Source organism: Budvicia diplopodorum (genome assembly GCF_009800925.1).
GTDB lineage: Bacteria > Pseudomonadota > Gammaproteobacteria > Enterobacterales > Enterobacteriaceae > Budvicia > Budvicia diplopodorum.
The window spans coordinates 1-23,427 of sequence record NZ_WOYF01000004.1; the positions used below are offsets into that span (position 1 = coordinate 1).

21 protein-coding genes are annotated in these 23,427 nt (G+C 48.4%); 10 read left to right on the plus strand and 11 right to left on the minus strand.

Features of this window, described 5'->3' with window-relative positions:
• A partial coding sequence (locus GVI43_RS15855; RefSeq protein WP_246201569.1) for a hypothetical protein occupies positions 1–115 on the plus strand: 115 nt, incomplete at its 5' end.
• Between the two features lie 105 nt (positions 116–220).
• On the opposite strand, the gene GVI43_RS05570 is transcribed toward GVI43_RS15855, so the two are convergent.
• Positions 221–757, minus strand: coding sequence for a hypothetical protein (locus tag GVI43_RS05570; RefSeq protein WP_159565879.1), 537 nt, complete (start codon positions 755–757; stop codon positions 221–223).
• Between the two features lie 378 nt (positions 758–1,135).
• On the opposite strand from GVI43_RS05570, the gene GVI43_RS05575 reads away from it, so the two are divergent.
• The 3 genes from GVI43_RS05575 to GVI43_RS05585 all read left to right on the plus strand — a co-directional run bounded on the left by GVI43_RS05575 (position 1,136) and on the right by GVI43_RS05585 (position 4,485).
• Complete coding sequence (locus GVI43_RS05575; protein WP_159565880.1) at positions 1,136–2,407, plus strand: nucleoside permease; 1,272 nt, start codon at positions 1,136–1,138, stop codon at positions 2,405–2,407.
• Positions 2,408–2,498: 91 nt separating this feature from the next.
• Positions 2,499–3,518, plus strand: a complete 1,020-nt coding sequence (locus GVI43_RS05580; RefSeq protein ID WP_211959070.1) for an ADP-ribosylglycohydrolase family protein — start codon at positions 2,499–2,501, stop codon at positions 3,516–3,518.
• Complete coding sequence (locus GVI43_RS05585; protein ID WP_159565882.1) at positions 3,505–4,485, plus strand: PfkB family carbohydrate kinase; 981 nt, start codon at positions 3,505–3,507, stop codon at positions 4,483–4,485. Before GVI43_RS05580 ends, GVI43_RS05585 begins: the two co-directional genes overlap by 14 nt.
• 34 nt (positions 4,486–4,519) lie before the next feature.
• Here the strand turns inward: GVI43_RS05585 and GVI43_RS05590 are convergent, their stop codons facing one another.
• A complete protein-coding gene (locus tag GVI43_RS05590) occupies positions 4,520–5,269 on the minus strand; it encodes a GntR family transcriptional regulator (protein WP_159565883.1) in 750 nt (249 codons plus the stop codon).
• Between the two features lie 322 nt (positions 5,270–5,591).
• Here GVI43_RS05590 and acnA point away from each other — a divergent pair, with 322 nt between their 5' ends.
• The gene (acnA, locus tag GVI43_RS05595) at positions 5,592–8,264 is read left to right on the plus strand and encodes an aconitate hydratase AcnA (protein ID WP_159565884.1); all 2,673 of its coding nucleotides are present in this window, start codon (positions 5,592–5,594) and stop codon (positions 8,262–8,264) included.
• Between the two features lie 82 nt (positions 8,265–8,346).
• Here the strand turns inward: acnA and GVI43_RS05600 are convergent, their stop codons facing one another.
• Complete coding sequence (locus tag GVI43_RS05600) at positions 8,347–8,817, minus strand: hypothetical protein (RefSeq protein WP_159565885.1); 471 nt, start codon at positions 8,815–8,817, stop codon at positions 8,347–8,349.
• Positions 8,818–8,970: 153 nt separating this feature from the next.
• Between GVI43_RS05600 and GVI43_RS05605 the strand changes: the two genes are divergently transcribed.
• Entirely contained in the window at positions 8,971–9,195 is a 225-nt protein-coding gene (locus tag GVI43_RS05605) for a DUF2594 family protein (RefSeq protein ID WP_159565886.1), read from the plus strand.
• A gap of 78 nt (positions 9,196–9,273) precedes the next feature.
• On the opposite strand, the gene GVI43_RS05610 is transcribed toward GVI43_RS05605, so the two are convergent.
• The 4 genes from GVI43_RS05610 to prfB all read right to left on the minus strand — a co-directional run bounded on the left by GVI43_RS05610 (position 9,274) and on the right by prfB (position 14,097).
• Positions 9,274–10,242 (minus strand): TerC family protein, encoded by a 969-nt coding sequence (locus GVI43_RS05610; RefSeq protein ID WP_159565887.1) that lies wholly within the window; start codon positions 10,240–10,242, stop codon positions 9,274–9,276.
• Between the two features lie 342 nt (positions 10,243–10,584).
• On the minus strand, positions 10,585–11,088 hold the full coding sequence (gene dps, locus GVI43_RS05615; RefSeq protein ID WP_159565888.1) for a DNA starvation/stationary phase protection protein Dps: 504 nt from the start codon (positions 11,086–11,088) through the stop codon (positions 10,585–10,587).
• 370 nt (positions 11,089–11,458) lie between these two features.
• Positions 11,459–12,982, minus strand: coding sequence for a lysine--tRNA ligase (gene lysS / locus GVI43_RS05620; protein WP_159565889.1), 1,524 nt, complete (start codon positions 12,980–12,982; stop codon positions 11,459–11,461).
• A gap of 16 nt (positions 12,983–12,998) precedes the next feature.
• A protein-coding gene (gene prfB / locus GVI43_RS05625) for a peptide chain release factor 2 (protein ID WP_159565890.1) occupies positions 12,999–14,097 on the minus strand; the annotation gives its coding sequence in 2 pieces (ribosomal slippage) (positions 12,999–14,021 and positions 14,023–14,097; 1,098 coding nt in all).
• Between the two features lie 334 nt (positions 14,098–14,431).
• Here prfB and GVI43_RS05630 point away from each other — a divergent pair.
• Positions 14,432–15,478: a glycosyltransferase family 9 protein gene (locus GVI43_RS05630; RefSeq protein ID WP_159565891.1), complete on the plus strand. Its 1,047-nt coding sequence runs from the start codon at positions 14,432–14,434 to the stop codon at positions 15,476–15,478.
• Positions 15,479–15,513: 35 nt separating this feature from the next.
• A complete protein-coding gene (locus GVI43_RS05635) occupies positions 15,514–17,529 on the plus strand; it encodes an LTA synthase family protein (protein WP_159565892.1) in 2,016 nt (671 codons plus the stop codon).
• An 83-nt stretch (positions 17,530–17,612) separates the two neighbouring features.
• Here GVI43_RS05635 and recJ read toward each other — a convergent pair whose 3' ends face one another.
• The 4 genes from recJ to GVI43_RS05655 form a co-directional block, all read right to left on the minus strand.
• On the minus strand, positions 17,613–19,340 hold the full coding sequence (gene recJ, locus GVI43_RS05640; RefSeq protein ID WP_159565893.1) for a single-stranded-DNA-specific exonuclease RecJ: 1,728 nt from the start codon (positions 19,338–19,340) through the stop codon (positions 17,613–17,615).
• Positions 19,341–19,451: 111 nt separating this feature from the next.
• The gene (gene dsbC / locus GVI43_RS05645) at positions 19,452–20,189 is read right to left on the minus strand and encodes a bifunctional protein-disulfide isomerase/oxidoreductase DsbC (RefSeq protein WP_159565894.1); all 738 of its coding nucleotides are present in this window, start codon (positions 20,187–20,189) and stop codon (positions 19,452–19,454) included.
• A 52-nt stretch (positions 20,190–20,241) separates the two neighbouring features.
• Positions 20,242–21,141, minus strand: coding sequence for a site-specific tyrosine recombinase XerD (gene xerD / locus GVI43_RS05650; RefSeq protein ID WP_159565895.1), 900 nt, complete (start codon positions 21,139–21,141; stop codon positions 20,242–20,244).
• A 57-nt stretch (positions 21,142–21,198) separates the two neighbouring features.
• Positions 21,199–22,158, minus strand: a complete 960-nt coding sequence (locus GVI43_RS05655; protein WP_159565896.1) for a D-2-hydroxyacid dehydrogenase family protein — start codon at positions 22,156–22,158, stop codon at positions 21,199–21,201.
• A gap of 235 nt (positions 22,159–22,393) precedes the next feature.
• Here GVI43_RS05655 and fldB point away from each other — a divergent pair, with 235 nt between their 5' ends.
• On the plus strand, positions 22,394–22,912 hold the full coding sequence (gene fldB / locus GVI43_RS05660; protein ID WP_159566059.1) for a flavodoxin FldB: 519 nt from the start codon (positions 22,394–22,396) through the stop codon (positions 22,910–22,912).
• A gap of 247 nt (positions 22,913–23,159) precedes the next feature.
• Positions 23,160–23,417, plus strand: a complete 258-nt coding sequence (locus GVI43_RS05665; RefSeq protein ID WP_159565897.1) for a YjhX family toxin — start codon at positions 23,160–23,162, stop codon at positions 23,415–23,417.
• Positions 23,418–23,427 lie beyond the last annotated feature (10 nt).

Consider the following 23,427-nt stretch of genomic DNA (forward strand, 5'->3'; position numbering starts at 1 on the left):
AAAAATGGTGAAGCTGCCGGTACGAAGAGAAAGGGCCTTTCCGAGAGTGGTGAAGGAAAGGCCGCATAAATATGGCAAAGCTAGGAACAAAAAAGCCAGTCAGTTGCTTAACTGACTGGCATTACCGTCGTTGGAGGTGTTTTTTTGACTACGCCGTTTAATTTTATTCCGGCGTAAATGTCTTGAGTTATCGTCTGGCTAGACTCTCAGCGCTAAACGTTTATTCATTAGTAAAGCTTGCCACCAGCGGCAAACGCTGCTTACCGAGCTTATCTTTCAGGGTCATTTTAACCCGCCAGATACCTTTCAGATCGCTCTCTTCACTGGTAAAGTCAATAACTGGGATAACCATAGAGAAATCCGTTACACCACCGACCGTCAGGCCCTTAAAACAAACCACGTCTTTCTTACTAAACGACTCACTGCCATCGGGCCTAATAAGCTGCAAATCACAGGCGATATCCGCCGCCTTATTTTCATTCAACGTCGGATTTGAAAAGAAGACCAGCACGTAAATATTTTCACCGGTGCCCACGCTGTTAGAAAGATACAAATCGGGCACGCTGTCAGGCGATATGGTCCAATTTTCGTTCCATTCAGAATTAGACGTCGCAACAATCATTCCGCTGAAACCGTTGGCCGAACGCAAAGCGCCAGCGTACTGAGGCAAGAAGTTAATCTCTTTCCAATCCGTTTGGGCAAAAGACAGGCTGGCACAAAAACAGAGAGAAAGTGCGAATAAACAACGTAATATCACTAGTGAGTATCCTTCTTATCTGAAACAGGGAATAAAACTGTTGTTCGAAAAATTGCAGTATCCATTTTTCATTCATGCAGCAACTTTATCAATTAAATAAACTTATTTCTTATTCTTATTACTGGTTAGCGATAATAACGGAAAGAGTATGACTGAAAAAGTGAATTAAATCTGTCAAATCCTCAAGCGAGGCCAGTATTGAGATTTCAGTTAAAGAGTTGGCGGCATCCTAATTTTGCGCTATTGGCCGCTCTCTGGCTTTAAACAATGTTAACCAGCTCAAAGAACTCACCGAGTGGTATTGCAAAGGTATTATTAAGTGGTATTGTCATCTCGTACCTTAACACCCCTTTACCACTATCATGAAAGGAATGAAACATGAATAAAACAACAGCAAAACTCTCATTCATGATGTTCATTGAATGGTTTATATGGGGAGCCTGGTTTGTTCCACTATGGCTCTTCCTGAGCGGAAGCGGATTTACCCCGTCTCAAATAGCCTGGTCTTACGCCTGTACCGCCATTGCCGCGATCGTCTCCCCGATTTTGGTGGGATCGATTACTGACCGGTTCTTTGCCGCTCAAAAAGTGCTGGCGGTGCTGATGTTTGCCGGAGCCGTTTTAATGTTCCTCGCAGCTCAGCAGACTCAGTTCAGTACCTTCTTCCCACTGCTGCTAGCCTATGCCCTAACCTATATGCCAACCATTGCATTAACCAACAGCATCGCATTCTCTAACGTAGGAGACGTCGAGCGCGACTTTCCTCGTATTCGGGTAATGGGAACCATTGGCTGGATTGCTTCCGGAATTGCCTGCGGTTTCTTACCAACCATGCTGGGCTTCAGCGATATTTCTGCCACCAATTTACCGCTGCTAATTACCGCTGGCAGCTCTGCGCTGCTGGGCGTATTTGCTCTTATGCTGCCAAATACACCGCCGAAAGGCACCGGTAAAATGAGCGTAAAAGTGATGCTGGGCCTCGACGCCATCGTACTGTTGAAAGACCGTAACTTCCTGGTGTTTTTCGTTTGTTCATTCCTGTTTGCTATGCCGCTAGCGTTCTATTACATCTTTGCCAATGGGTATCTGACCGAAGTGGGTATGAAAAACGCTACCGGCTGGATGACGCTGGGACAGTTCTCTGAAATTTTCTTTATGCTGGCCTTACCCTTCTTCACCAAGCGTTTTGGTATTAAAAAGGTATTGCTACTGGGCTTAGTGACTGCCGCTATCCGTTACGGGTTCTTTATTTACGGCGGAGCAGATCATATCTTCACCTATGGCCTGCTGTTCTTAGGCATTTTATTACACGGCGTTAGCTACGATTTCTATTACGTTACCGCCTATATCTATGTCGATAAAAAAACGCCAATCCATATGAGAACCGCGGCTCAAGGCCTCATCACCCTTTGCTGTCAGGGCTTTGGTAGCCTGTTGGGCTATCGGCTTGGCGGCGAGATGATGGAACAGATGTTTGCTAACCCGGAGCCTGTCAACGGCCAGACCTTTAACTGGGCCGGCATGTGGGGGTTCGGCGCGGCGATGATTGTGGTGATTACCATCATCTTTATACTGATGTTTAAAGAGTCTGACGGTGAGATCAAAGAAATTGAAGTGCCAAAAGACAGCGTTAAGCCGGTTGAAGCCTGATTAACCCATTGCACTACCTATTTATCCGCCCTGAGCTGCCGTTATCTGGCAGCCAGAGGCGCAGTAGCCGGTCAGTAACTAAGGATTTATGATGAACAAAGAGAACCGTATTTTAGGCGCTTTCTATGGCCAGACTTTAGGCGATGCGATGGGAATGCCATCAGAGCTATGGCCCCGTTCTCGGGTCAAATCATACTTTGGCTGGATAGACCGTTTTCTACCGGGGCCGAAAGAAAATAATGCGGCCTGCTACTTTAACACCGCTGAATTTACCGACGATACCTCAATGGCACTGGCGCTGGCCGATGCCATCATTGAGTGCGACGGTGAAATTGAACCGCAAGTTATTGGCCGTAATATTATGAGCTGGGCCGAAGGCTTCGACGCGTTCAACAAAAATGTGCTTGGCCCGACGTCAAAAATTGCGCTGAACGCCATTAAGCAAGGAACCCCCATCTCCGAGCTGGAAAACAACGGCGTCACTAACGGTGCGGCAATGCGGGTTTCGCCGTTGGGCTGCCTGCTGCCAACCCGTTCGCTGGATGATTTTATTGCTCAGGTTGCCCTAGCCTCCAGCCCAACGCACAAATCAGACGTTGCCATCGCCGGAGCCGTTGCTATCGCCTGGGCGATATCAAAAGCGATTGACGGCATAGGCTGGGAACAGATTTGCGATCAGCTACCGGCCGTTGCAAAAGCCGCTCAGGAAAAGCACGTAACCACCTTCAGCGCCTCGATGGCTGCCCGCATAGAGCTGGCGCTTCATACCGCCAGAAACGCTACGGGTACAGAACAGGGCATGGAGCAAATTTACCAGCTGATCGGTGCCGGAACCAGCACCATTGAATCGGTTCCTGCCGCTATCGCCATGGTTGAACTGGCCGGAACCGACCCCAACCGCTGTGCGATACTTTGCGCTAACCTAGGCGGAGATACCGATACTATCGGCGCAATGGCGACCGCTATCTGCGGAGCGCTACGGGGTATTGACGGTATCGACAGCCAGCTAAAACAGCAGTTGGATCGGGTTAATCAGCTTGATTTCACCCATTACAGCAGGTCATTTGTAAAACTGCGGGAACGGAAGGAAACGGCCTATGACAACGACTGAACTGATTAGCAAACTGCCCTCACTGGCTAACCGTCGCCCGGTCTGCGTGGTCGGCGCCGCAGTTATCGACGTAATCGCCGATGCCTACTCGCTGCCTCATCGCGGCAGCGATATAGAGCTTCACCAGCAGGGCGTTAATATCGGCGGCTGTGCGCTAAATATTGCCATCGCTCTGCACCGCTTGGGTATGGAATCCCTCAACGCCCTGCCGATGGGTCAGGGAATTTGGGCGGATATCATCAGGAAAACGTTGGCAGAAAATGGCATTGTATCGGCCATTGAAACCGATAAAGGCGATAACGGCTGGTGCCTGGCGCTGGTTGAGCCCGACGGAGAGCGTACCTTCCTGTCGATCAGCGGAGTAGAAAACCAATGGGATCGCCAAACGCTGGATAGCCTCAGCCTTCAGCCCAATACGCTGGTTTATCTTTCCGGCTATCAGCTCTCATCGTCCGGCGGTGAAGTGCTGATCTCATGGATGGAATCGCTGCCACAAAGCATTGAGATATTTATCGACTTTGGCCCACGAATTTCAGATCTATCGGCAGCACAGCTTTCGCGCCTGATGGCCCGCAGGCCGATAGTTTCTCTGAATCGTCAGGAAGCGGAGTATATCGTTTCAACCCTATCAGGCTCGCCTGACGCAAAGCTGAATACCGAAATGCTGGCTGAAGACTGGTTCCAACGCTATGCCAGCCCGTTAATTATTCGGGTAGATAAAGAAGGCGCTTATTATCATGACGGCCTGACTTCAGGCTGGGTAGCGCCGTTCTCAGCCACCGTGGTAGACACCATCGGCGCTGGCGACAGCCACGCGGGCGGCGTGCTGGCGGGGCTGGCTTCCGGCTGGCCGCTGGCCGATGCGGTTACTCTGGGAAATGCCGTGGCATCGTACGTTGTTAGCCACAGAGGCGGAGATTGCGCGCCGTACCAACGGCAGCTGATCGGGTATTTAGCACAGTACTAATCTCGGATAAACCGTTGGCAGGTTAAAACAACGGTTACTCTTCCGATACGAACACGTACATATCGCTCCGGCACTGATTAATGCTGTACTCGACCGGAATGTTCTGATGGTCAAAGGCGACCTGTTTTATCACCAGTACCGGCACGGAGTCTTCTAGCTTAATGTGCGACTGAAAGTCAGCATCCGGCATACGGGCGCTGACTTTACTTTTAGTACGCTGGGGAAAAATATTCTGGCTGCGAAAATAGTCATACAGCGACAGGCCAATATCGTCCGCATCTTTAATCAACGCAACCGGTACGTAAGATTCTTCAATCGAAACCGGCTGATTGTCTACGTAACGGATCCGCTTTAGCATAAATACGTCGCTGTTTGTCGGGATTTTAAGCTGAGCCGCTACCTCTTCGGAGCACCTCACCACGCTTTTATTTACCCACAGCGTATCGGGCTTCTTGCCTCTCAGAACCACCTGCTGTGAAAAGCCTTTGGCTTCTTTGAGGGAATACTCAAACCTATCGCTGATTTGAGTGCCGTAGCCCTGAGAGCGAATCACTACCCCTTCCCGATCGAGTAACTCCATCGCTTTTCGTACGGTAATGCGCGAAACGCCGGTTTGCTGGCTTAATTCACGTTCGCCGGGCAGCACATTTCCCTGATGCAACACGCCGATACGCACTGCCTGTTTGACCGTTTCGGCAAACTTCACGTATAGCGGAGTATTGTCGTTGGTCTGCGAAAATCGGGTACATAGCTGTTGAATCAGTGTGGAATGGGCATCATTCATGTTAGTCAGGCCACCGGAGAAAATGTGTCACAGAGCTAGGGTGCAAGCGCTCAGCCAAAGGAATACCATTATACTACCATTAGTGATAACCGAGTTGATCTATGCCGAAGTTTTATTATGTGGTTTAACCGTCAGGGCGAAAAAAAACAGCGCGTTAGCGCCGGAAAAACCGATTACATCACAACTTTGATTATCTCCGGCCTGAATATCCTGCCTTTACAAATGTTAACAAATTGTTGTCAATATTTTGTGTTATCTTTAAATAGGACAATATAAATAATCCGGCGGATACCGGAAATTTGGAATAATCAACGGAGGAGCTATGTCATCAAATCTACGTGAACAGAGCCTTGCCCGACTGACTGTGTCACATAAAGAATTTCACTACTACAGCCTGCCTAAAGCCTCAGAACAGCTGGGCGATATTCGACGCTTGCCGAAATCACTAAAGGTTCTGCTGGAAAACCTACTGCGTTTTATTGACGGCGATACGGTTCAGGAATCCGATCTCACCGCGTTGGTTGATTGGCTGAAATCCGGCCATGCGGATCGGGAAATTGCCTACCGCCCGACGCGGGTACTGATGCAGGACTTCACCGGCGTACCCGCGATTGTCGATCTGGCCGCCATGCGGGAGGCGGTCCTGCGGTTGGGTGGCGATGCCTCTAAGGTTAACCCGCTATCGCCGGCCGACTTGGTTATCGACCACTCGGTCACCGTAGATAACTATGCCAGCGCTAAAGCTTTTGGCGAAAACGTAAGCTTAGAAATGGAACGCAACCACGAGCGTTACGCCTTTCTGCGCTGGGGACAAAAAGCCTTCAGCCGTTTTCGCGTGGTGCCACCCGGCACCGGCATTTGTCATCAGGTGAATCTGGAATACTTAGGCCAAACCGTATGGCATGAAGAGAAAGATGGCCAAAACTGGGTCTATCCCGATACGTTAGTAGGTACTGACTCTCATACCACCATGATTAACGGCTTAGGCATTCTCGGCTGGGGCGTCGGCGGTATTGAAGCCGAAGCCGCAATGCTGGGGCAGCCGGTATCGATGCTAATCCCCGACGTCGTCGGGTTTAAGCTTACCGGCCAGCTTAACGAAGGCATTACCGCCACCGACTTGGTACTGACGGTAACTCAAATGCTGCGTGAACACGGCGTGGTGGGAAAATTTGTTGAGTTTTATGGTGACGGTCTGGCCCGCTTACCGCTGGCCGATCGGGCAACGATTGCCAATATGTCGCCGGAATTCGGCGCTACCTGCGGTTTCTTCCCGGTCGATGAAGAGACCTTGCGCTATATGGCGCTGACCGGCCGCAGTCAGGAGCAGATTGACCTAGTCGAAGCCTACTGCAAAGCGCAGGGTTTGTGGCGAGATCCCGGCGATGAACCGGTATTTACCAGTTCACTTTCTCTCGATCTTTCTTCAGTGGGAGCCAGCCTGGCCGGGCCTAAACGCCCTCAGGACAGGGTGACTTTATCCAAAGTTAAACAGGCCTTTGAGGACGCGATTAGTTTGGATATCACCTCAACTCAGCCTTATACCGATAGCGTTCCCCTGCTTCTGGATGGAAAGCCGCTCATTCTGCGACAGGGTATGGTTGCCATTGCCGCCATCACCTCTTGTACCAACACCTCCAACCCGAGCGTGATGATTGCCGCTGGCCTGCTGGCTAAAAAGGCCGTTGAGAAAGGCTTACAGCGCCAGCCGTGGGTCAAATCGTCTCTGGCACCGGGTTCTAAAGTCGTTACAGACTATTTAGACGCAGCCGGTTTGACACCTTACCTTGAAGCGCTTGGCTTTAATCTGGTCGGCTACGGTTGTACAACCTGCATCGGTAACTCCGGGCCACTGTTGGCTCCGATTGAAGCGGCGATTAAGCAAGGGGATTTAACCGTAGGAGCCGTGCTGTCAGGCAACCGAAACTTTGAAGGCCGTATTCATCCGCTGATAAAAACCAACTGGCTGGCTTCTCCGCCGTTAGTGGTCGCTTACGCACTGGCCGGTAATATGCGAACCGACCTGACTCTGGATCCGCTGGGCCACGATCGAACCGGGGCGCCGGTTTTCCTGAAAGATATCTGGCCTTCCGCTCAGGAAATTGCCAAAGCGGTAGAGGGCGTTAACGCAGATATGTTCCATAAAGAGTACGCCGAAGTGTTTAACGGCGATAAAGAGTGGCAATCTATCAGAGTGGACGAGTCGCAAACCTATCGCTGGGAGGAGGACTCGACCTATATCCGCCACCCTCCGTTCTTTACTACCATGGAGGCGGAACCTGATGCGGTTCAGGATATCCACGGCGCGCGTATTCTGGCCATTCTTGGTGACTCAGTGACCACTGACCACATATCTCCGGCCGGTAATATCAAAGCGGGCAGCCCGGCTGGGCTTTATCTGAGCAGCCGCGGTATCGATCAGCAAGACTTCAACTCTTACGGCTCCCGCCGGGGAAATCATGAAGTCATGATGCGGGGTACCTTCGCCAATATCCGCATTCGTAACGAAATGGTATCCGGCATGGAAGGCGGTATCACCCGCCATATTCCATCTCAGGATATTTTACCGATTTACGATGCGGCGATGCGCTACCAGCAGGATGCCGTTCCGCTGGCGGTAATCGTGGGTAAAGAGTATGGATCCGGCTCCAGCCGCGACTGGGCGGCAAAAGGCCCCATGCTGTTGGGGGTAAGAGTGGTGATTGCTGAATCATTCGAACGCATCCATCGTTCAAACCTGATCGGTATGGGAATTCTACCGCTGGAGTTCCCGGCGGGTAGCAACCGCAAAGTGCTAGAGCTGACCGGCGATGAGCAAATTTCCGTTACCGGGCTGGCCTATATTAAGCCGGGGCAACATATTCCGGTCACTATCACCTATGCCGATGGCCATCATGAAATCATTAATGCGCTTTGCCGTATTGATACCGGCAATGAACTGACCTACTACCAGAATGGCGGAATCCTGCACTACGTGATTCGCAAGATGCTGTAGTTAATTTAATTAGTCTAGTTAATGCGGTTAGCGTGGCTAAGCCACAACAAAGCCCCGGCCAAAAAGCCGGGGCTTTGTTGATCTACTTTAACGATCGTGTGCCAAATCGCTTGGCAGCACACTGACAAACGCCGCCCATTTTGGCCGGGCAACGCTCACAGGGTGGCGATTTAAACGGCAAATGCAAAGCTGCCGCAGTCTGAACGGGTTGAGTTGCAATGCGCACGCTGCCGGAAAACGGCCGTGACGTTGAACTATTGGATTTAGCCTGAACTCTGTTACTAACCAAACCCGTACTACCGGAATGATTAAACCAATCAAGCAGGGGCCTTAATGGCTTAGAAACCTCCCCCAGGATTGAGCTGAAAACGTCCTGAGACAGCTCTCGCCATACGGAGTCATTGGCCACTGGCTTAGCAGGGAGATGGTGGTGAATGGGTAAAACGGCGGGGCGAGAAAGTTGCTGCAAAGCACGATCGCCAGTCTTATTTTTGCTTTCGTGCTTAAGCGCTTTTTTACGCAGTTTTTTTAATGCCTTAAGGGCTGATGACATAAAATAATGCGCTCACAAAACAATAATGAGAATGATTATCTATCTTGTTTAAGCGACTTTCAACATTTTTAAGTGAAGAGAGGCTCTCTTATTGATAAATACTTTGCTACCATATTATCAAATTTAATCTCATAGATACCGACAGGACACACTATGAACAATATCGATTTCTCAACGTCCTCTACGCAGGAAGAAATGGCGAAAGAGATCACTTGCCTTAAAGCTATAATGACGCTGATGCTGAAAGCCATGGGTCAGGCTGATTCGGGTAAAGTTATCCTGAGAATGGAAAAACTGATTTCAGAACATGAAGATCAGGATGAAGCCGAAGCCTTTACCAACATCATCCATCAGGTTCGTCGCGCCTATCGCCAGTAATTCAGGCAATAGCAGAGACAAAAAAGCCATGAGGCGTTAAAACCTCATGGCTTTTTTACTGGGTAAGTACGGTAAAAATCACGCCTTCCCGGCCTTCTTGTCCGCCTGATGGTTAACCCAGAGATTAATCCCCAGCGTAATGGCTAAAATGCTGCCCACCGTACCCAGTGAGATAGCCACCGGAATATGATAGAAATCGACAATCAGCATTTTAATACCAATGAAGATCAGGATCACCGCCAGACCATATTTGAGCAGGGAGAAACGATCGGCCACGTTGACCAGTAAGAAATACATCGCCCTGAGCCCTAAAATAGCAAACAGGTTAGAGGTCAGAACGATAAATGGATCGGTAGTAACGGCAAAGATGGCGGGAATACTGTCAACGGCAAAAATCACATCGCTGACTTCGACCAGTATCAATACTAAAAACAGCGGAGTCGCGAACAACAGACCATTCTGGCGAACGAAAAAGCGCTCACCGTCCATACGGTCCGTGATACGAATATGACCACGGATCCACTTAATAAGCGGCCTATCGCCGATGTCGCGCTCATCATCCTTGACCAACGCCATTTTCAGACCGGTAAAGAGTAAGAATGCGCCGAACACGTACAATACCCACTCAAACTCAACAATCAGCCAACTACCGCCGAAAATCATCAACGCACGCAGAACAACTGCGCCTAATACGCCATAAACCAAAACCCGACGCTGCAGGACGACCGGCACAGAGAAATAGCTAAACAGCATCAGCCAGACAAACACATTGTCTACAGCCAACGCTTTTTCGATCAAATAGCCGGTAAGGAAGGCCAAGGCCTGAGCGTCTGCAACCTCTGATCCAACGCTACCGTTGAGATACCACCATAGGCCTAAGTTAAACAATAGAGATAGGCTAATCCACACGGCCGACCAAACGGCCGCCTGACGAAATGACATTGCCCCGCCCTGCTTTTTTCCCTGACCAAGCAGATCGATAAGCAGCATAACAACAACGATAACGGCAAAACTGCCCCATAGTAGGGGATTACCGATGGAATTCATTCGGAGGTCTCCTTTGGCTTTTGCTACTATCGCTACGCCAGCAAAAGTAGCTTAACTACCTGCTAAGCATAGTTCGGTCAGCCAAAAACCTAATCTTCAGACATAAAAAAAGGCCGCCATAGAAAGATGCGACCACTAATTTAGTTGGCTGTAAGTGTGGTCCGCAAATAAAACGCAGGAATATTACTAATACAAATAGCGCAGGATTCAAAATTAATAAATATCATTTTAATTAGCATTTGATTCATTTCGTGAAGAATAATAACGCTAATTATCATTGCTAATAAAAAAGCCCCCCGATATTGCTACCGGAGGGCTTTGATTCTATTTTAAAAATAAATATCAGGCTAACTGGGCTTCAATAAACCATAAGAATTTATCTAGGTCACGGGACGCGGCGGTAAACATGTCTGCAACGTCGTCATCTTCTGCTTCAACGATAGCTTTACGCAACTCGTTAGCCACTACCGCATAGCGATCGGCCAGAGCGACTAAATGATCCTGAACGCTGTATATATCGGTTGGATAAGCCTTCAGTGTGGTCGTCACTGCAACAGCCTGTAGCGTACCCATTGCGGTACCGCCAAACTGAACAACGCGTTCTGCAAAAGTATCCTGATGGATTAACAGTGCGGTACGGAAGCCATCGATCATTTCATGTACGCTGATAAAATTGGTGCCCTTCATATTCCAGTGGGCTTGCTTGGTAATCAACGCTAAATCGGCAAACTGAGCTACCATATAATTCAGCGCTTTAATGGAAGAAAGCTTTACGCTTTCATCTACATCATTACGGGTAAATGCTAATTTAGACTGTTTGCTTTTTAATGATTTAACTGTACTCATTGTGTATGTCCTCATTGCTATTTAGCGTTAACGCCATTCTTTGACTGCATTGAGTATAGCAGTCTGAAATTATATTGCAGATAGTAAAAACCTATCATAAACATAGGCTATTACAACTATTAGTAATTAATTATTTTCCGATATTAAATATAGAGGAAGCCTGACCTTAAATAATATTTAACTAATCATTAAAATTATATTTAGCAACGCTAAATATAAATAACAATCATTTATAATATTATCAATTCTGTCCGACAGCTATGACAGCTGCCCATTACTTGCTATCAAAATAGAAAAAGCCAATAGGCCTAACGATTAAAAAAAGGGGCGGTGATTTTATCACTGCCCCTTTTTATATCTCAGCAACGACCTATTTAACCGGGCGCATCGCCGGGAACAGGATCACATCGCGGATAGTATGGCTGTTAGTAAACAGCATCACCATGCGGTCAATACCAATGCCCAAACCGGCAGTCGGCGGTAAACCGTGTTCCAGAGCGGTAATGTAATCTTCGTCATAGAACATCGCTTCATCATCACCGGCCTCTTTCTGATTCACCTGTTCATTAAAGCGCTCAGCCTGATCTTCAGCATCATTCAGCTCAGAGAAGCCGTTGCCAATTTCGCGCCCGCCAATAAAGAACTCAAAGCGGTCGGTGATAAACGGATTATCATCATTACGGCGAGCCAGCGGTGAAACCTCTGCCGGATATTCAGTAATAAAGGTTGGCTGAATCAAGTGGCTCTCAGCGGTCTCTTCAAAAATTTCGCACTGAATACGGCCTAAGCCCCAGCTCTTCTCGATTTTAATACCAATCGACTGGGCAATCGCTTTCGCCTTATCCATATCGTCTAAATCCGCAACGTTAGTTTCCGGGCGGTAGTGACAGATAGCTTCTTTCATGGTCATTTTGGTAAAAGGCTTACCAAAATCAAAGGTCTGCTCACCGTATACCACGGTCGATGAACCCAGAACGTCTTGAGTCAGGGTACGGAACAGATCTTCTGTCAGCGCGATCAGATCTCTATAGTCGGCATAGGCCATATAAAGTTCGATCATGGTAAATTCAGGATTGTGACGCGGAGAAACGCCTTCGTTACGAAAGTTACGGTTAATCTCAAATACGCGCTCAAAACCGCCAACAACCAAACGCTTTAAATAAAGCTCTGGAGCAATACGCAGATACATATCAATATCTAACGCATTATGATGAGTTACAAACGGACGAGCCGCAGCGCCGCCGGGAATGACCTGCATCATCGGCGTTTCGACTTCCATAAAGTCACGCTGATCCATAAAGTTACGAATAGCGGCCATAATTTTAGAACGGATAACAAACGTACGGCGAGAGTCATCGTTGGTGATCAGATCTAAATAACGCTGGCGATAGCGGGTTTCCTGATCGGCTAGGCCGTGGAATTTATCCGGCAGCGGGCGCATGGCTTTGGTTAATAGACGAACTTCATGACAGTGAACCGATAATTCACCGGTTTTAGTCTTAAACAGGCGACCGCGGGCAGAGATGATGTCGCCGAGATCCCATTTTTTAAACTGCTCGTTATAAGCGTCTTGCGGTAAATCATCACGGGAAACGTAAATCTGGATGCGGCCACCAACGTCTTGCAGCGTGGCAAATGAGGCCTTACCCATAATACGACGGGTCATCATCCGACCGGCGATCGCAACTTCAAGCCCTAAAGCCTCAAGCTCTTCGTTATCTTTCTCACCGTACTGACCGTGCAGTTTGTCAGAGGTGACATCCCGACGAAAATCGTTCGGGAAAGGATTACCTTGCTCACGCAGCGCGACTAATTTTTCACGACGAGCCTGTAGCTCATTGTTCAACTCCGCTGCCGATTCAATTAAATCATGTTCTTTCGGTTGCTCAGACATTTCTGCTTTACCCTTTTTATAGCCCAGCTTTTAAGCTTGCTTCAATAAATTTATCCAGATCGCCGTCTAATACGGCCTGAGTATTCCGGGTTTCAACGCCGGTACGTAAATCTTTAATCCGAGAGTCATCCAGTACGTAAGAGCGAATCTGACTGCCCCAGCCGATGTCAGACTTGTTGTCTTCCAATACCTGTTTATCAGCATTTTTCTTTTGCATCTCATACTCATACAGCTTGGCTTTCAGCTGCCGCATGGCCTGATCTTTATTTTTATGCTGAGAGCGATCGTTCTGGCACTGAACGACAATATTGGTTGGCATATGGGTAATACGCACGGCGGATTCAGTTTTATTAACGTGCTGCCCACCCGCACCGGAAGCGCGGTAAACGTCAATGCGCAGGTCTGCCGGATTGATATCAATATCAATATCCTCATCCACTTCAGGATAAACAAAGGCAGAGCTAAATGACGTGTGGCGACGGCCACCTGAATCAAACGGGCTTTTACGCACCAGACGATGAACGCCGGTTTCGGTACGTAACCAGCCAAACGCGTAATCGCCCATCACTTTGATGGTGGCGGACTTAGTACCGGCTACATCACCGTCAGATTCTTCAATCATCTCGGTTTTGAAGCCTTTATCTTCCGCCCAGCGCAGATACATACGAACTAACATGCTGGCCCAATCCTGAGCTTCAGTTCCGCCCGAACCCGCCTGGATATCAATATAGCAATCTGCGCTATCGTACTCGCCGGAGAACATACGACGGAATTCCAGCTGAGCCAGCTTGGCTTCAAGCCCTTTCAGCTCTTCAACGGTTTCATTGAAGGTGTCTTCGTCTTCTTCTTCGACGGCAAGCTCAAGCAGACCGGAAACGTCGTCTAAACCTTGTTCCATCTGATCGATAGTTTCTACAATGGCTTCAAGGGAAGAACGTTCTTTACCAAGGGCCTGAGCGCGCTCTGGCTCATTCCAGACATCAGGCTGTTCAAGCTCGGCGTTTACTTCTTCTAAGCGTTCTTTCTTGGCATCATAGTCAAAGATACCCCCTCAGAACCGCAGTCCGTTCAGACAGGTCCTGAATCTGGTTTTTTACCGGATTTATTTCAAACATGATTTCGCGTTTACCGTTACGTCGTTATAGGTTGACAAAATTTAGTCACAGGCCGGTGATTCTAGCGGATCCGGCCCGCAGAATATAGCGTGTTGATGCGGTTTTTGCGTTCATATTGGCCGTTATAGGTAAGATTTATACAAATAGCTAAACGCGATAACAACGGGCGCAATAAAAGAGGAATTAATTATTGAGATAGCTACAGACATTGAGGATAATTAGATGCGAGTATATTTGTATAGAACTTAAGCGTTGATATCTTGGTCTGTAAGCAATAAATAAAAAAGGCGTTATCACGATTTTAATGAATATTTAAATTTACTATGGACTGGTAATGAACTCAGAAAACATAAAAAAAATTGCAGTCATAAGAAGGAATGGATTCGGTGATTTTATCTGTACCGTCCCTCTGATTAAGCATCTCGAAAATTGTTATCCAAACGCAGAGATAACGCTGTTTGTTGATAAACGTAACCATTCCCTTGTACCGTTCTTCTTTCGCCATATGAAAACGGTCGTTATTGACGGAGGGAATAAGTATCTGGCGCTGATTAAAACTGCATTAAAATACCGTTCAGAAAATTTTGATATGGTTATTTCTGTCAAAACATCACCAATGAAACTCAATAATCTGTTTTTAGCGTTACTAGGTGGCAGGCATAGGTTTGCTATTGTCGATGAAAAAAGCTGGCACTCTCGATTTATTAATCAGCCAAGACCTCAAGAACAATTTAAGCAAGGGCATCAGGCGCTTAATTGTTTAAGAATACTTAACCCTGAAATTAAATCTCTACCTTCCGATCTTTATCCAAAAATTCAACTTGATAAACACACGAATGAAAAGCTGACGCAGTCATCGCCTTATCTGTTCTTATCCGTATCCAATAATAGAGCAGCCTGTTCGCTTGCGGTCTCTACGCTGGCTAGCTTAGCCAACGGTGTTTATAAAAACGTTCCATTTAGCGTTATTATCTCCTACCTCGGCCAAGATAAGAATCGAGCAATAGAGTTACATCAGTCTCTTGATATGGACTCCCATATCTATGAGACGCCTGACTTAAATAGCTTTTTATCATTACTCAACAGTGCAGATGTCGTACTGGTCGGAGATGGGGGAACGTGTCACTTTGCTGCCTGCTTAAACAAAAAGCTCATTGCTCTTTATGCAGTTACAATACTTGAACGCTGGGGCCCTCTGTCAGATAGCGCGGTCTGTTTATCCGATCCTACAAACGTGAATAACATTCCAATGGAAGAGATAGCAAAAGCCGTAGAACACTTTATTCGGCTATCCCATGCAGAAATGCAATATGTATCAGACAATTCCAAAACGGTTAACAATAATACGATTCCTCATCAGGAGTTAGCTTCGCCCCCTTAATATTAGGCGTTTTCGCTTTATTGAAAGAAGGCATTATGTGGTTTTATCGGTTTAAACAAGCGTTTGTAGCCCTGTTACTCCCATGGGTTCTGGCCGTCGTAACGCAAATGGCAGGAAGAATATATCTCCTTTGCGATAATGGCAGCGTAGAGTCGCTGGCTGGCTTATTGACCGATGTAAAACGCATGTTTTGGGTTGGCGGGCTGTTCGATATTCGAATTGCCAGCCTGCTGTTTGCTCCCTGCTTGCTGATTGCCGGCCTGCTAGCCTTTAATAGCAACAACTTCACGCTTTGGCAGCGCTTTTGGCCTTGGCTGGCAACCGTTTTAAGTACCGTCGTTACCGCGCTAACCGTGGGGAATATTTTTTATTACGCGACCTATGAGCGGGCGATCGACATTTTTGTTTTTAGTCTGGTAGAAGATGACACCGTCGCCGTACTGAAAACCATGTGGAGTGACTATCCGATCATCCGCGGTGTGCTTTGCCTGCTGCTGTTCACTACCGCCGCATTCTGGATTTATCGCCGTTGGCAGCACAGGCTAAATGCTAAAATCGAGCGACGCAGTCGCATAACGGTTTCTGCAATTTCAACGCTGGTGATTCTGACAATGTGCTTTATTGGCATGCGCGGCTCGCTAGGCACCTTTCCACTCAGGCAGTCAGATTCACAAATTTCAGAAGTTAAAATGCTGAACATGCTGACGCCTAATGGCCCAATGGCGCTGTCATGGGCGTTTAAAGCCCATCAGGAATACAGCAATTTCCCGCCAGCCACTGACAAACAGGGTACCCAGCTACTCAGCCAGTTTTTTGCTAAACCAACGCCCGCCGGTCTTGAACCCTTTATAGCTAAAACCCAAACCAATCCGGTTGCCAAACAGTCACCGCCTAACGTTGTTTTTGCCGTAATGGAAAGTATGGGTTATTACCTTGAAAGATATGACCGGCCGGATCGCGATCTCTTCGGAGCCCTAAAGCCGCACTGGCAAACAGACTGGCGCTTTGCGCGTTTTATCTCGGAAGGGGATGGAACCATTGATAGCCTGAGCCGTTTTTTTGTCCGCAGTCCGAACAATAACATCACTCAGTCCAGCGCTCAGAGCCTAGATTTTGCCAGCAATATGTTTAAACCCTATCTGGCTAATGGCTATAAAATTATTTTTGTCACGTCCGGTAACGGCTCTTGGCGTAACCTCAATCAGTTCTTACCCCACTTGGGTATCAGCGAGTTTGTTGAACAAAACGGATTAAAAAAACGCTATCCGGAAGCCAAACTGGGCACGTGGGGCGTACCGGATGAGTTTATGTTCCGCTATATCGAAGAGCGATTAGCGCAGGCAGAAAAAGACGGTGAACACGTGCTGATCGTGTCAATGTCGACAACCCATCACCCTCCGTATAAAACGCCGGATAGCTATGTGAAAACCGATATCAAACTGTCTGACGCAGAAAAGCAGGGGCTGAGTAACCTTGCCAGCGGTAAAAAGCTTGAAGAGATATTCCATACCCTGCGCTATGCCAACGATCGGTTAGGCCAATTCATCAGTTGGGTGAAATCCCGCCCGGTAGGTGAACGCACCATTATTGCCGTAACCGGCGACCATAACATTCGCGGCATTGGCTATCCGGATGCAGCAGAGCTGGCGCTTAGCCACGCGGTGCCTTTTTACCTTTACGTTCCAGCCGCTTACCGTCAAAACAGCCACTTTGATGCAGCCCGGGTTGGTAGCCATAAAGATATCTGGCCAACGCTGTATCAACTTAGCCTGTCGGAAACGCCATATTACCGAACCGGCTGCGATTTACTGGCCGAAGTGCCTGACGCGAACTGGTGTCAGGGCTATAACCCTGACGTGGTGATTACTCAGCGCGGAGGTTATACCTTAGTCGGGAAAGGCGAATTCCGCCCTTGGGCAGATAAAGAAGGATTGTTACTGGCAGCACCTCAGCCAATGGATGCAGAACAGGCGCAGACCTTTAAGCGCTGGCAGTCATTTACTGATTTACTGTCATGGCAGCTAAATCGACAGGTTCAGGAACTAAAATAATCGACCTGCGAGATCGCGATGATAATGGTTTTGGCACGCACTGGCCGCTAAGCCATTATCATCACCGGGTCAGCTACCAACGGCTAGTTAGCCCAAATATGCTGAATCATGAGCTGAACGCTGCGGTTACCGCGGAACTCATTGATATCGAGCTTATACGCGATAGTAGCCTGTTTAATGCTGGCATCCGGCCACTGAGTGGTATCAATATTAAACGCAATGCCGTCAATCATCGCGCCACCGCCGACGGGTTCTACCATCAGTTTAAGGTGACGTTCGCCGACTAAACGCTGTTGCAGAATTTTAAAGCTACCGTCAAACACCGGTTCAGGAAACGACTGCCCCCACGGGCCACCGTTGCGCAGCTGTTCTGCCGTATCCAGCGTTAACATCGCATTTTCTAGCTCACCGTCAGACCAGACAACGCCTTCCAACGCAGAAGAGTCTAGCCATTCACCAATCAGCTCACCAAAACGTAGCTGGAACTCATCAAACCGCGCCGCTTCAATAGACAATCCGGCAGCCATAGCGTGGCCACCAAAACGTAGTATTAGCCCGGGGTTTAAGGTATCTATACGTTCCAGTGCATCACGCAAATGCAGCCCGGCAATAGAGCGGCCGGACCCTTTTAAAATGCCATCACCGGCCGGAGCAAAGGCAATAACTGGCCGATAGAAACGCTCTTTAATTCGCGAAGCTAAAATACCCACAACGCCCTGATGCCATTCCGGATGATAAATGGCTAAGCCGTAGGGCAATTCGGCCTCACTTTTTTCCAGCTGTTCACACAGCACCAGCGCTTCGGCCTGCATCCCCTGCTCAATCTCGCGGCGAGTATGGTTCAGCGCATCCAGATCGCTGGCTAGCGCGCGGGCCTGTCCGATATCTTCACACAGCAGTAAAGCAACGCCGATAGACATATCGTCTAAGCGCCCGGCAGCGTTCAGCCGGGGCCCGAGAGAAAAACCAAGATCGTTTGCCGTTAACTGTTTAGCATCGCGGTTAGATATTTCTAATAATGCGCGTATCCCGGCCCGGCACTGCCCGGCTCGGATACGGTTAAGCCCTTGATGAACCAGAATTCGGTTATTGGCATCCAGAGGAACCACGTCTGCTACCGTTCCTAAGGCGACTAAATCAAGATGTTCAGCCAGATTCGGCTCAGCGATAGCCTGCTGTTCAAACCATTGGTTCTGGCGCAAACGAGCCCTTAAGGCCAGCATCAGATAGAACGCAACGCCCACGCCGGCCAGCGACTTAGAGGGAAAATCACAGCCATTGAGATTAGGATTAATAATCGCCTCGGCGTTTGGCAGCGTTTCGCCCGGTAAATGGTGGTCAGTCACCAGCACCTGCATACCTTTAGCCTGCGCCGCATCGACACCGGCATGGGACGATATGCCATTATCCACCGTGACAATCAGTTCAGCCCCCAGCGTTGCCGCTTGTTCAACCACTTCAGGACTTAAACCATAACCGTCTAAACGATTGGGTATCAGGTAGCTGACCCGCTTGAATCCCATACTGCGTAAAGCCAATAGGACCAGTGCAGTACTGGTTGCTCCGTCAGCGTCAAAATCACCCACAATCACGATATTTTTATTTTCAGCCAGCGCAGACACCAGCAGTTCAACGCCTTGTGCAATACCATTGAGCTGTTGGTACCCGAGCAGGCCTTTAGCCCCTCGTTCAAGCTGACCGGCATCCGTTACTCCGCGAGATGCGTAAAGGCTACGCAACAAAGGGGATAAGGTTTCGGGCAAATGGCTACTGTCTACCGAAGGACGACGACGTAATTGGGTTTTATTCATAGTGGGAGAGAGTGCTAAATAGTCATACAGGGAAAGCAGAACCGGTGGACAAACCTAGAGCCTGTCCACCGGTGATAAACGGTTATTACTTAGTAACCTACCTAGTAAAACCTACTTAGTCATACCGGTAGCTTTATGAGCGGCGTAAGCGTCTAACGTCGCTTTCAAATCGCTTGGCGCACTATAACCAGAAAGAACCGTTGCACCGTCAACGACGATCGCCGGAGTTCCCTGAATACCGAACAGCGTACCTAACTCATAGTGGCGCTTCAGGTTAATGCTACAGGTAGCAGGTTTAACCGATTTATCAGACATCACGGCGTCAAAGGCTTCCATACGGTTAGGCGCACACCAGATTGAGGTCATTGTCTTTTCAGCGTCAGAATTCGGCCCTTGGCGAGGGAATGCCAGATAGCGAACCGTAATGCCTAAATCATTATAGCCTTTCATTTCTTTGTGCAGCTTAGAACAATAGCCGCAGGTCACATCGGTGAACACGGTCACTGAGTACTTTTCCTGAGGTGCTTTATACACAATCATTTCATCTTTTAACGCATCCAGACGCTTAGTCAGAATTGGCGCCAGCAGCTCTGTCGTGGCGTTAACCGGCATTGGCCCGCTAATATCGTACAGCGGCCCCTGAAGAATGTGTTTACCATCGCTGGAGACGTACAGAACACCGCCTTCGGTTAATACAGTTTGCAGCCCTGCAATCGGTGACGGCTGAATATCAATTTGCGTCGCGCCAATTTTTTGTTGCAGCGCTTGCTTGATGGCAGCGTCGTCCGCATGAGCAAAAGAGGTGGCAGCACCCAGCATCAGCGTCAACAGCAATAAACCTTTTTTCATTATGTTTCCTTTGGAGTGTTAGTCCATCTATCGTAAACCTAAACACCATCGGTCAGGCTCGCGGATGATGTTGTTGATGTAATTGTTTCAGTCGTTCTGTCGCCACATGGGTGTATATCTGAGTGGTAGACAAGTCGCTATGGCCTAATAGCATTTGTACGACACGCAGGTCGGCCCCATGGTTCAATAAATGTGTAGCAAATGCATGACGCAGTACGTGGGGCGAAAGCGCTTCGCTATCAATGCCTGCCAGTAAAGCATAATGTTTGATCCGGTGCCAGAAAGTCTGGCGAGTCATTTTTTGGCTACGCTTACTCGGAAACAGGACGTCAAGTGTACCACCATTCAACAGCCAAGGCCGACCGTGTTCGATATATTGCTCTAGCCAGTAAACCGCCTCTTCGCCCAATGGTACCAGCCGCTCTTTATCACCCTTACCTATCGCCCGGACCACGCCCTGACGTAGGCTAACGTCGCTCATGGTTAAACCGATCAGTTCCGAAACCCGCAATCCGGTCGCATATAACACTTCCAGCATCGCTTTGTCGCGAAGCTCCAGAGGGTCTTCAACGGACGGCGTTTGCAGCAGGTTTTCTACCTGCTTTTCCGTCAGGTCCTTGGGCAATCGCTGAGGTAGCTTAGGTGAAGATAGCAGCGCCGACGGATCGTCAGTGCGGATCTTTTCACGGTACAAATACTGAAACATCCTGCGCATGGCGCTGAGCAATCGAGCCGAACTGGTGGCCTTATAGCCACCGTCGAGCCGTTCGGCCAGAAAAGACTGCAAATCGATAGCCTGAGCATTTTCAAGATTCAAATTGTGAGCCGCTAGCCAGTCCACCAGCGATTTTAGATCTAAACGATAGGAAGCCAGCGTATTTTCAGCCAGATTCCGTTCCAGCCAAAGCGCATCAAGAAACTGTTCTATCACGGCAAAATTATCTTGCGACACAAGCCCTCCACGGGCAACGGATAAGGTTTTGCTAATTGACTTTAATAATACCTTTTTTTAGCCCAAGCGGCGAACCGGGCTGCCTGAAATGAAAGCCTCGATATCTTCTACGGCTTCACGAAAGTAGCCCTGATAGTTGGTATCTGCTACATAGCCTAAGTGCGGCGTAGCTAACACATTGGGCAAGGTGCGGAAAATGTCATCTTCCGGCAACGGTTCAACGTCAAATACGTCAAGCCCCGCACCGGCAATACGGCCGCGCTGAAGCGAGTCGATCAGGGCTGAACGATCGACAATGGCCGCCCTTGAGGTATTGATTAAGTAAGCATTTGGCTTCATCTGCTCAAACTCTGCTGCACCAATCAGCCCGCGGGAACGATCGCCCAAGACTAAATGGATAGACACGAAGTCACTGCTTTCTAGCAAAGCTTGCTTAGAGCTCGCTAAGGTCACGCCGGATTCATCAGCGGCTTCCTGAGTTAAATTCGGGCTCCATGCTAAAACGTCCATGCCGAATGCCTGAGCAACGCGGGCAACCTTACGACCAATTTTACCCAAGCCAAGTAAACCAAGGCGCTTACCGTGCAGCGTAACGCCGACCGTACTTTGCCAAGGCCCGTTAGCACGCAGTGCATTATTTTCTGGCACGATCTGACGAGCTAAACCGAGTAACAATGCCCACGTTAGCTCCATTGGCGCTTCTGAACCGCTGGCGGTACCGCAAACGGTAACGCCCTGAGCCGTTGCCGCTTTTAGATCAATAGACGCATTTCTCATACCGGAAGTAATTAGCAGTTTTAGTTTGGGTAATTTAGCCAACAGTTCAGCGGTAAAGGGCGTACGTTCACGCATAATAATGACAATTTCACTGTCTTTGATTTGCTCAACCAGCTGATTTTGTTCGCTATAGTGTTGAGAAAGAGAGCGAACATCAACCCGATCCTGAAGCCCAGACCAATCGGTAAGGGATAAAGCGGCGTTCTGGTAATCATCGAGAATGGCACATTTCAACTTCATATAGGGGATCCCTTTAATATCAAGAACAAATATTCAGAAATAGGCTAGCCAAAAGAGCTTACTTTAAGCCGCTTAAAAAACATAATCATGTCAGAGAATCTGTGAAAAATTACGCAAAATATTATCTTTCTCTAGCGGCCGAAGGGCGACGTTTTGAGCTCGTAGTGCCACGATGCCCGCTTCATCTGATATACTTACCGGCAAATTTACCCTCAGCGACAAAGCGACATATACCATGAAAATCGGCCTATTTTATGGTTCCAGCACCTGCTATACCGAAATGGCGGCAGAAAAAATCCGCGATACTCTTGGTGAAGAGTTAGTTGTTTTACACAATATCAAAGATGACTCCGTCGCCTTAATGGAAGCGTATCCAGTGCTGATATTGGGCATTCCAACTTGGGATTTTGGTGAGCTACAGGAAGACTGGGAAAACGTTTGGGATTCGCTGCTAACGCTCAATCTGAAGGATAAAATCGTCGCCCTCTATGGCATGGGGGATCAGGACGGCTATAGCGAATGGTTCTTAGATGCGCTGGGTATGTTGCACGATCGCATTAAGCCGCTCGGGGTAAAATTTGTCGGTTTCTGGCCCATTGAAGGCTATACCTTTACCAGTCTTAAAGCCGTTACCGCAGACGGTTCTCAGTTTGTTGGCCTGGCGTTAGACGAAGTGCTCCAGTACGACCTTAGCGAGCAGCGAATTGAGGCGTGGTGTGAGCAGATTTTATTAGAGATGCAGGAGTTGCTGTAAAATTTCTTACTTAATGTATAAGATCACACTTTCCGGGCTAAATCATTTCCACACCAAAAACCCGTGTTATTATTCCTTTCGTAAATCCCTTTCAACTCATACCGAGGCTTTGATGCTGGAGAATGTAATCATCAGATAATCAGCTTGCCGACCTTCTCGGGCCGGACTGGTTATCAATGCGCTGAAATCGAATGTGAACACCCCGTGTTTGCACGTTTTGCACATGATGATTAACAGGTTTTTCAGTATGAATTTATCCCGTCAGGAACAACGTACTTTACACGTTCTCGCCAAAGGTGGACGCATTGCTCACCTACGCGATGCATCTGGCCGTATCACGGCCGTTGAGTGCTACACCCGCGAAGGGTTGCTGCTCAGCGACTGTACGCTCGCCGTTTTCAAAAAGCTCAAAACCAAAAAACTGATCAAATCTACCAAAGGTCAGCCCTACCGCATTAATACCACCGGGCTAAACAACGTTCGCGCCCAGTTAGACAATCGCTAAGGAGAGTACC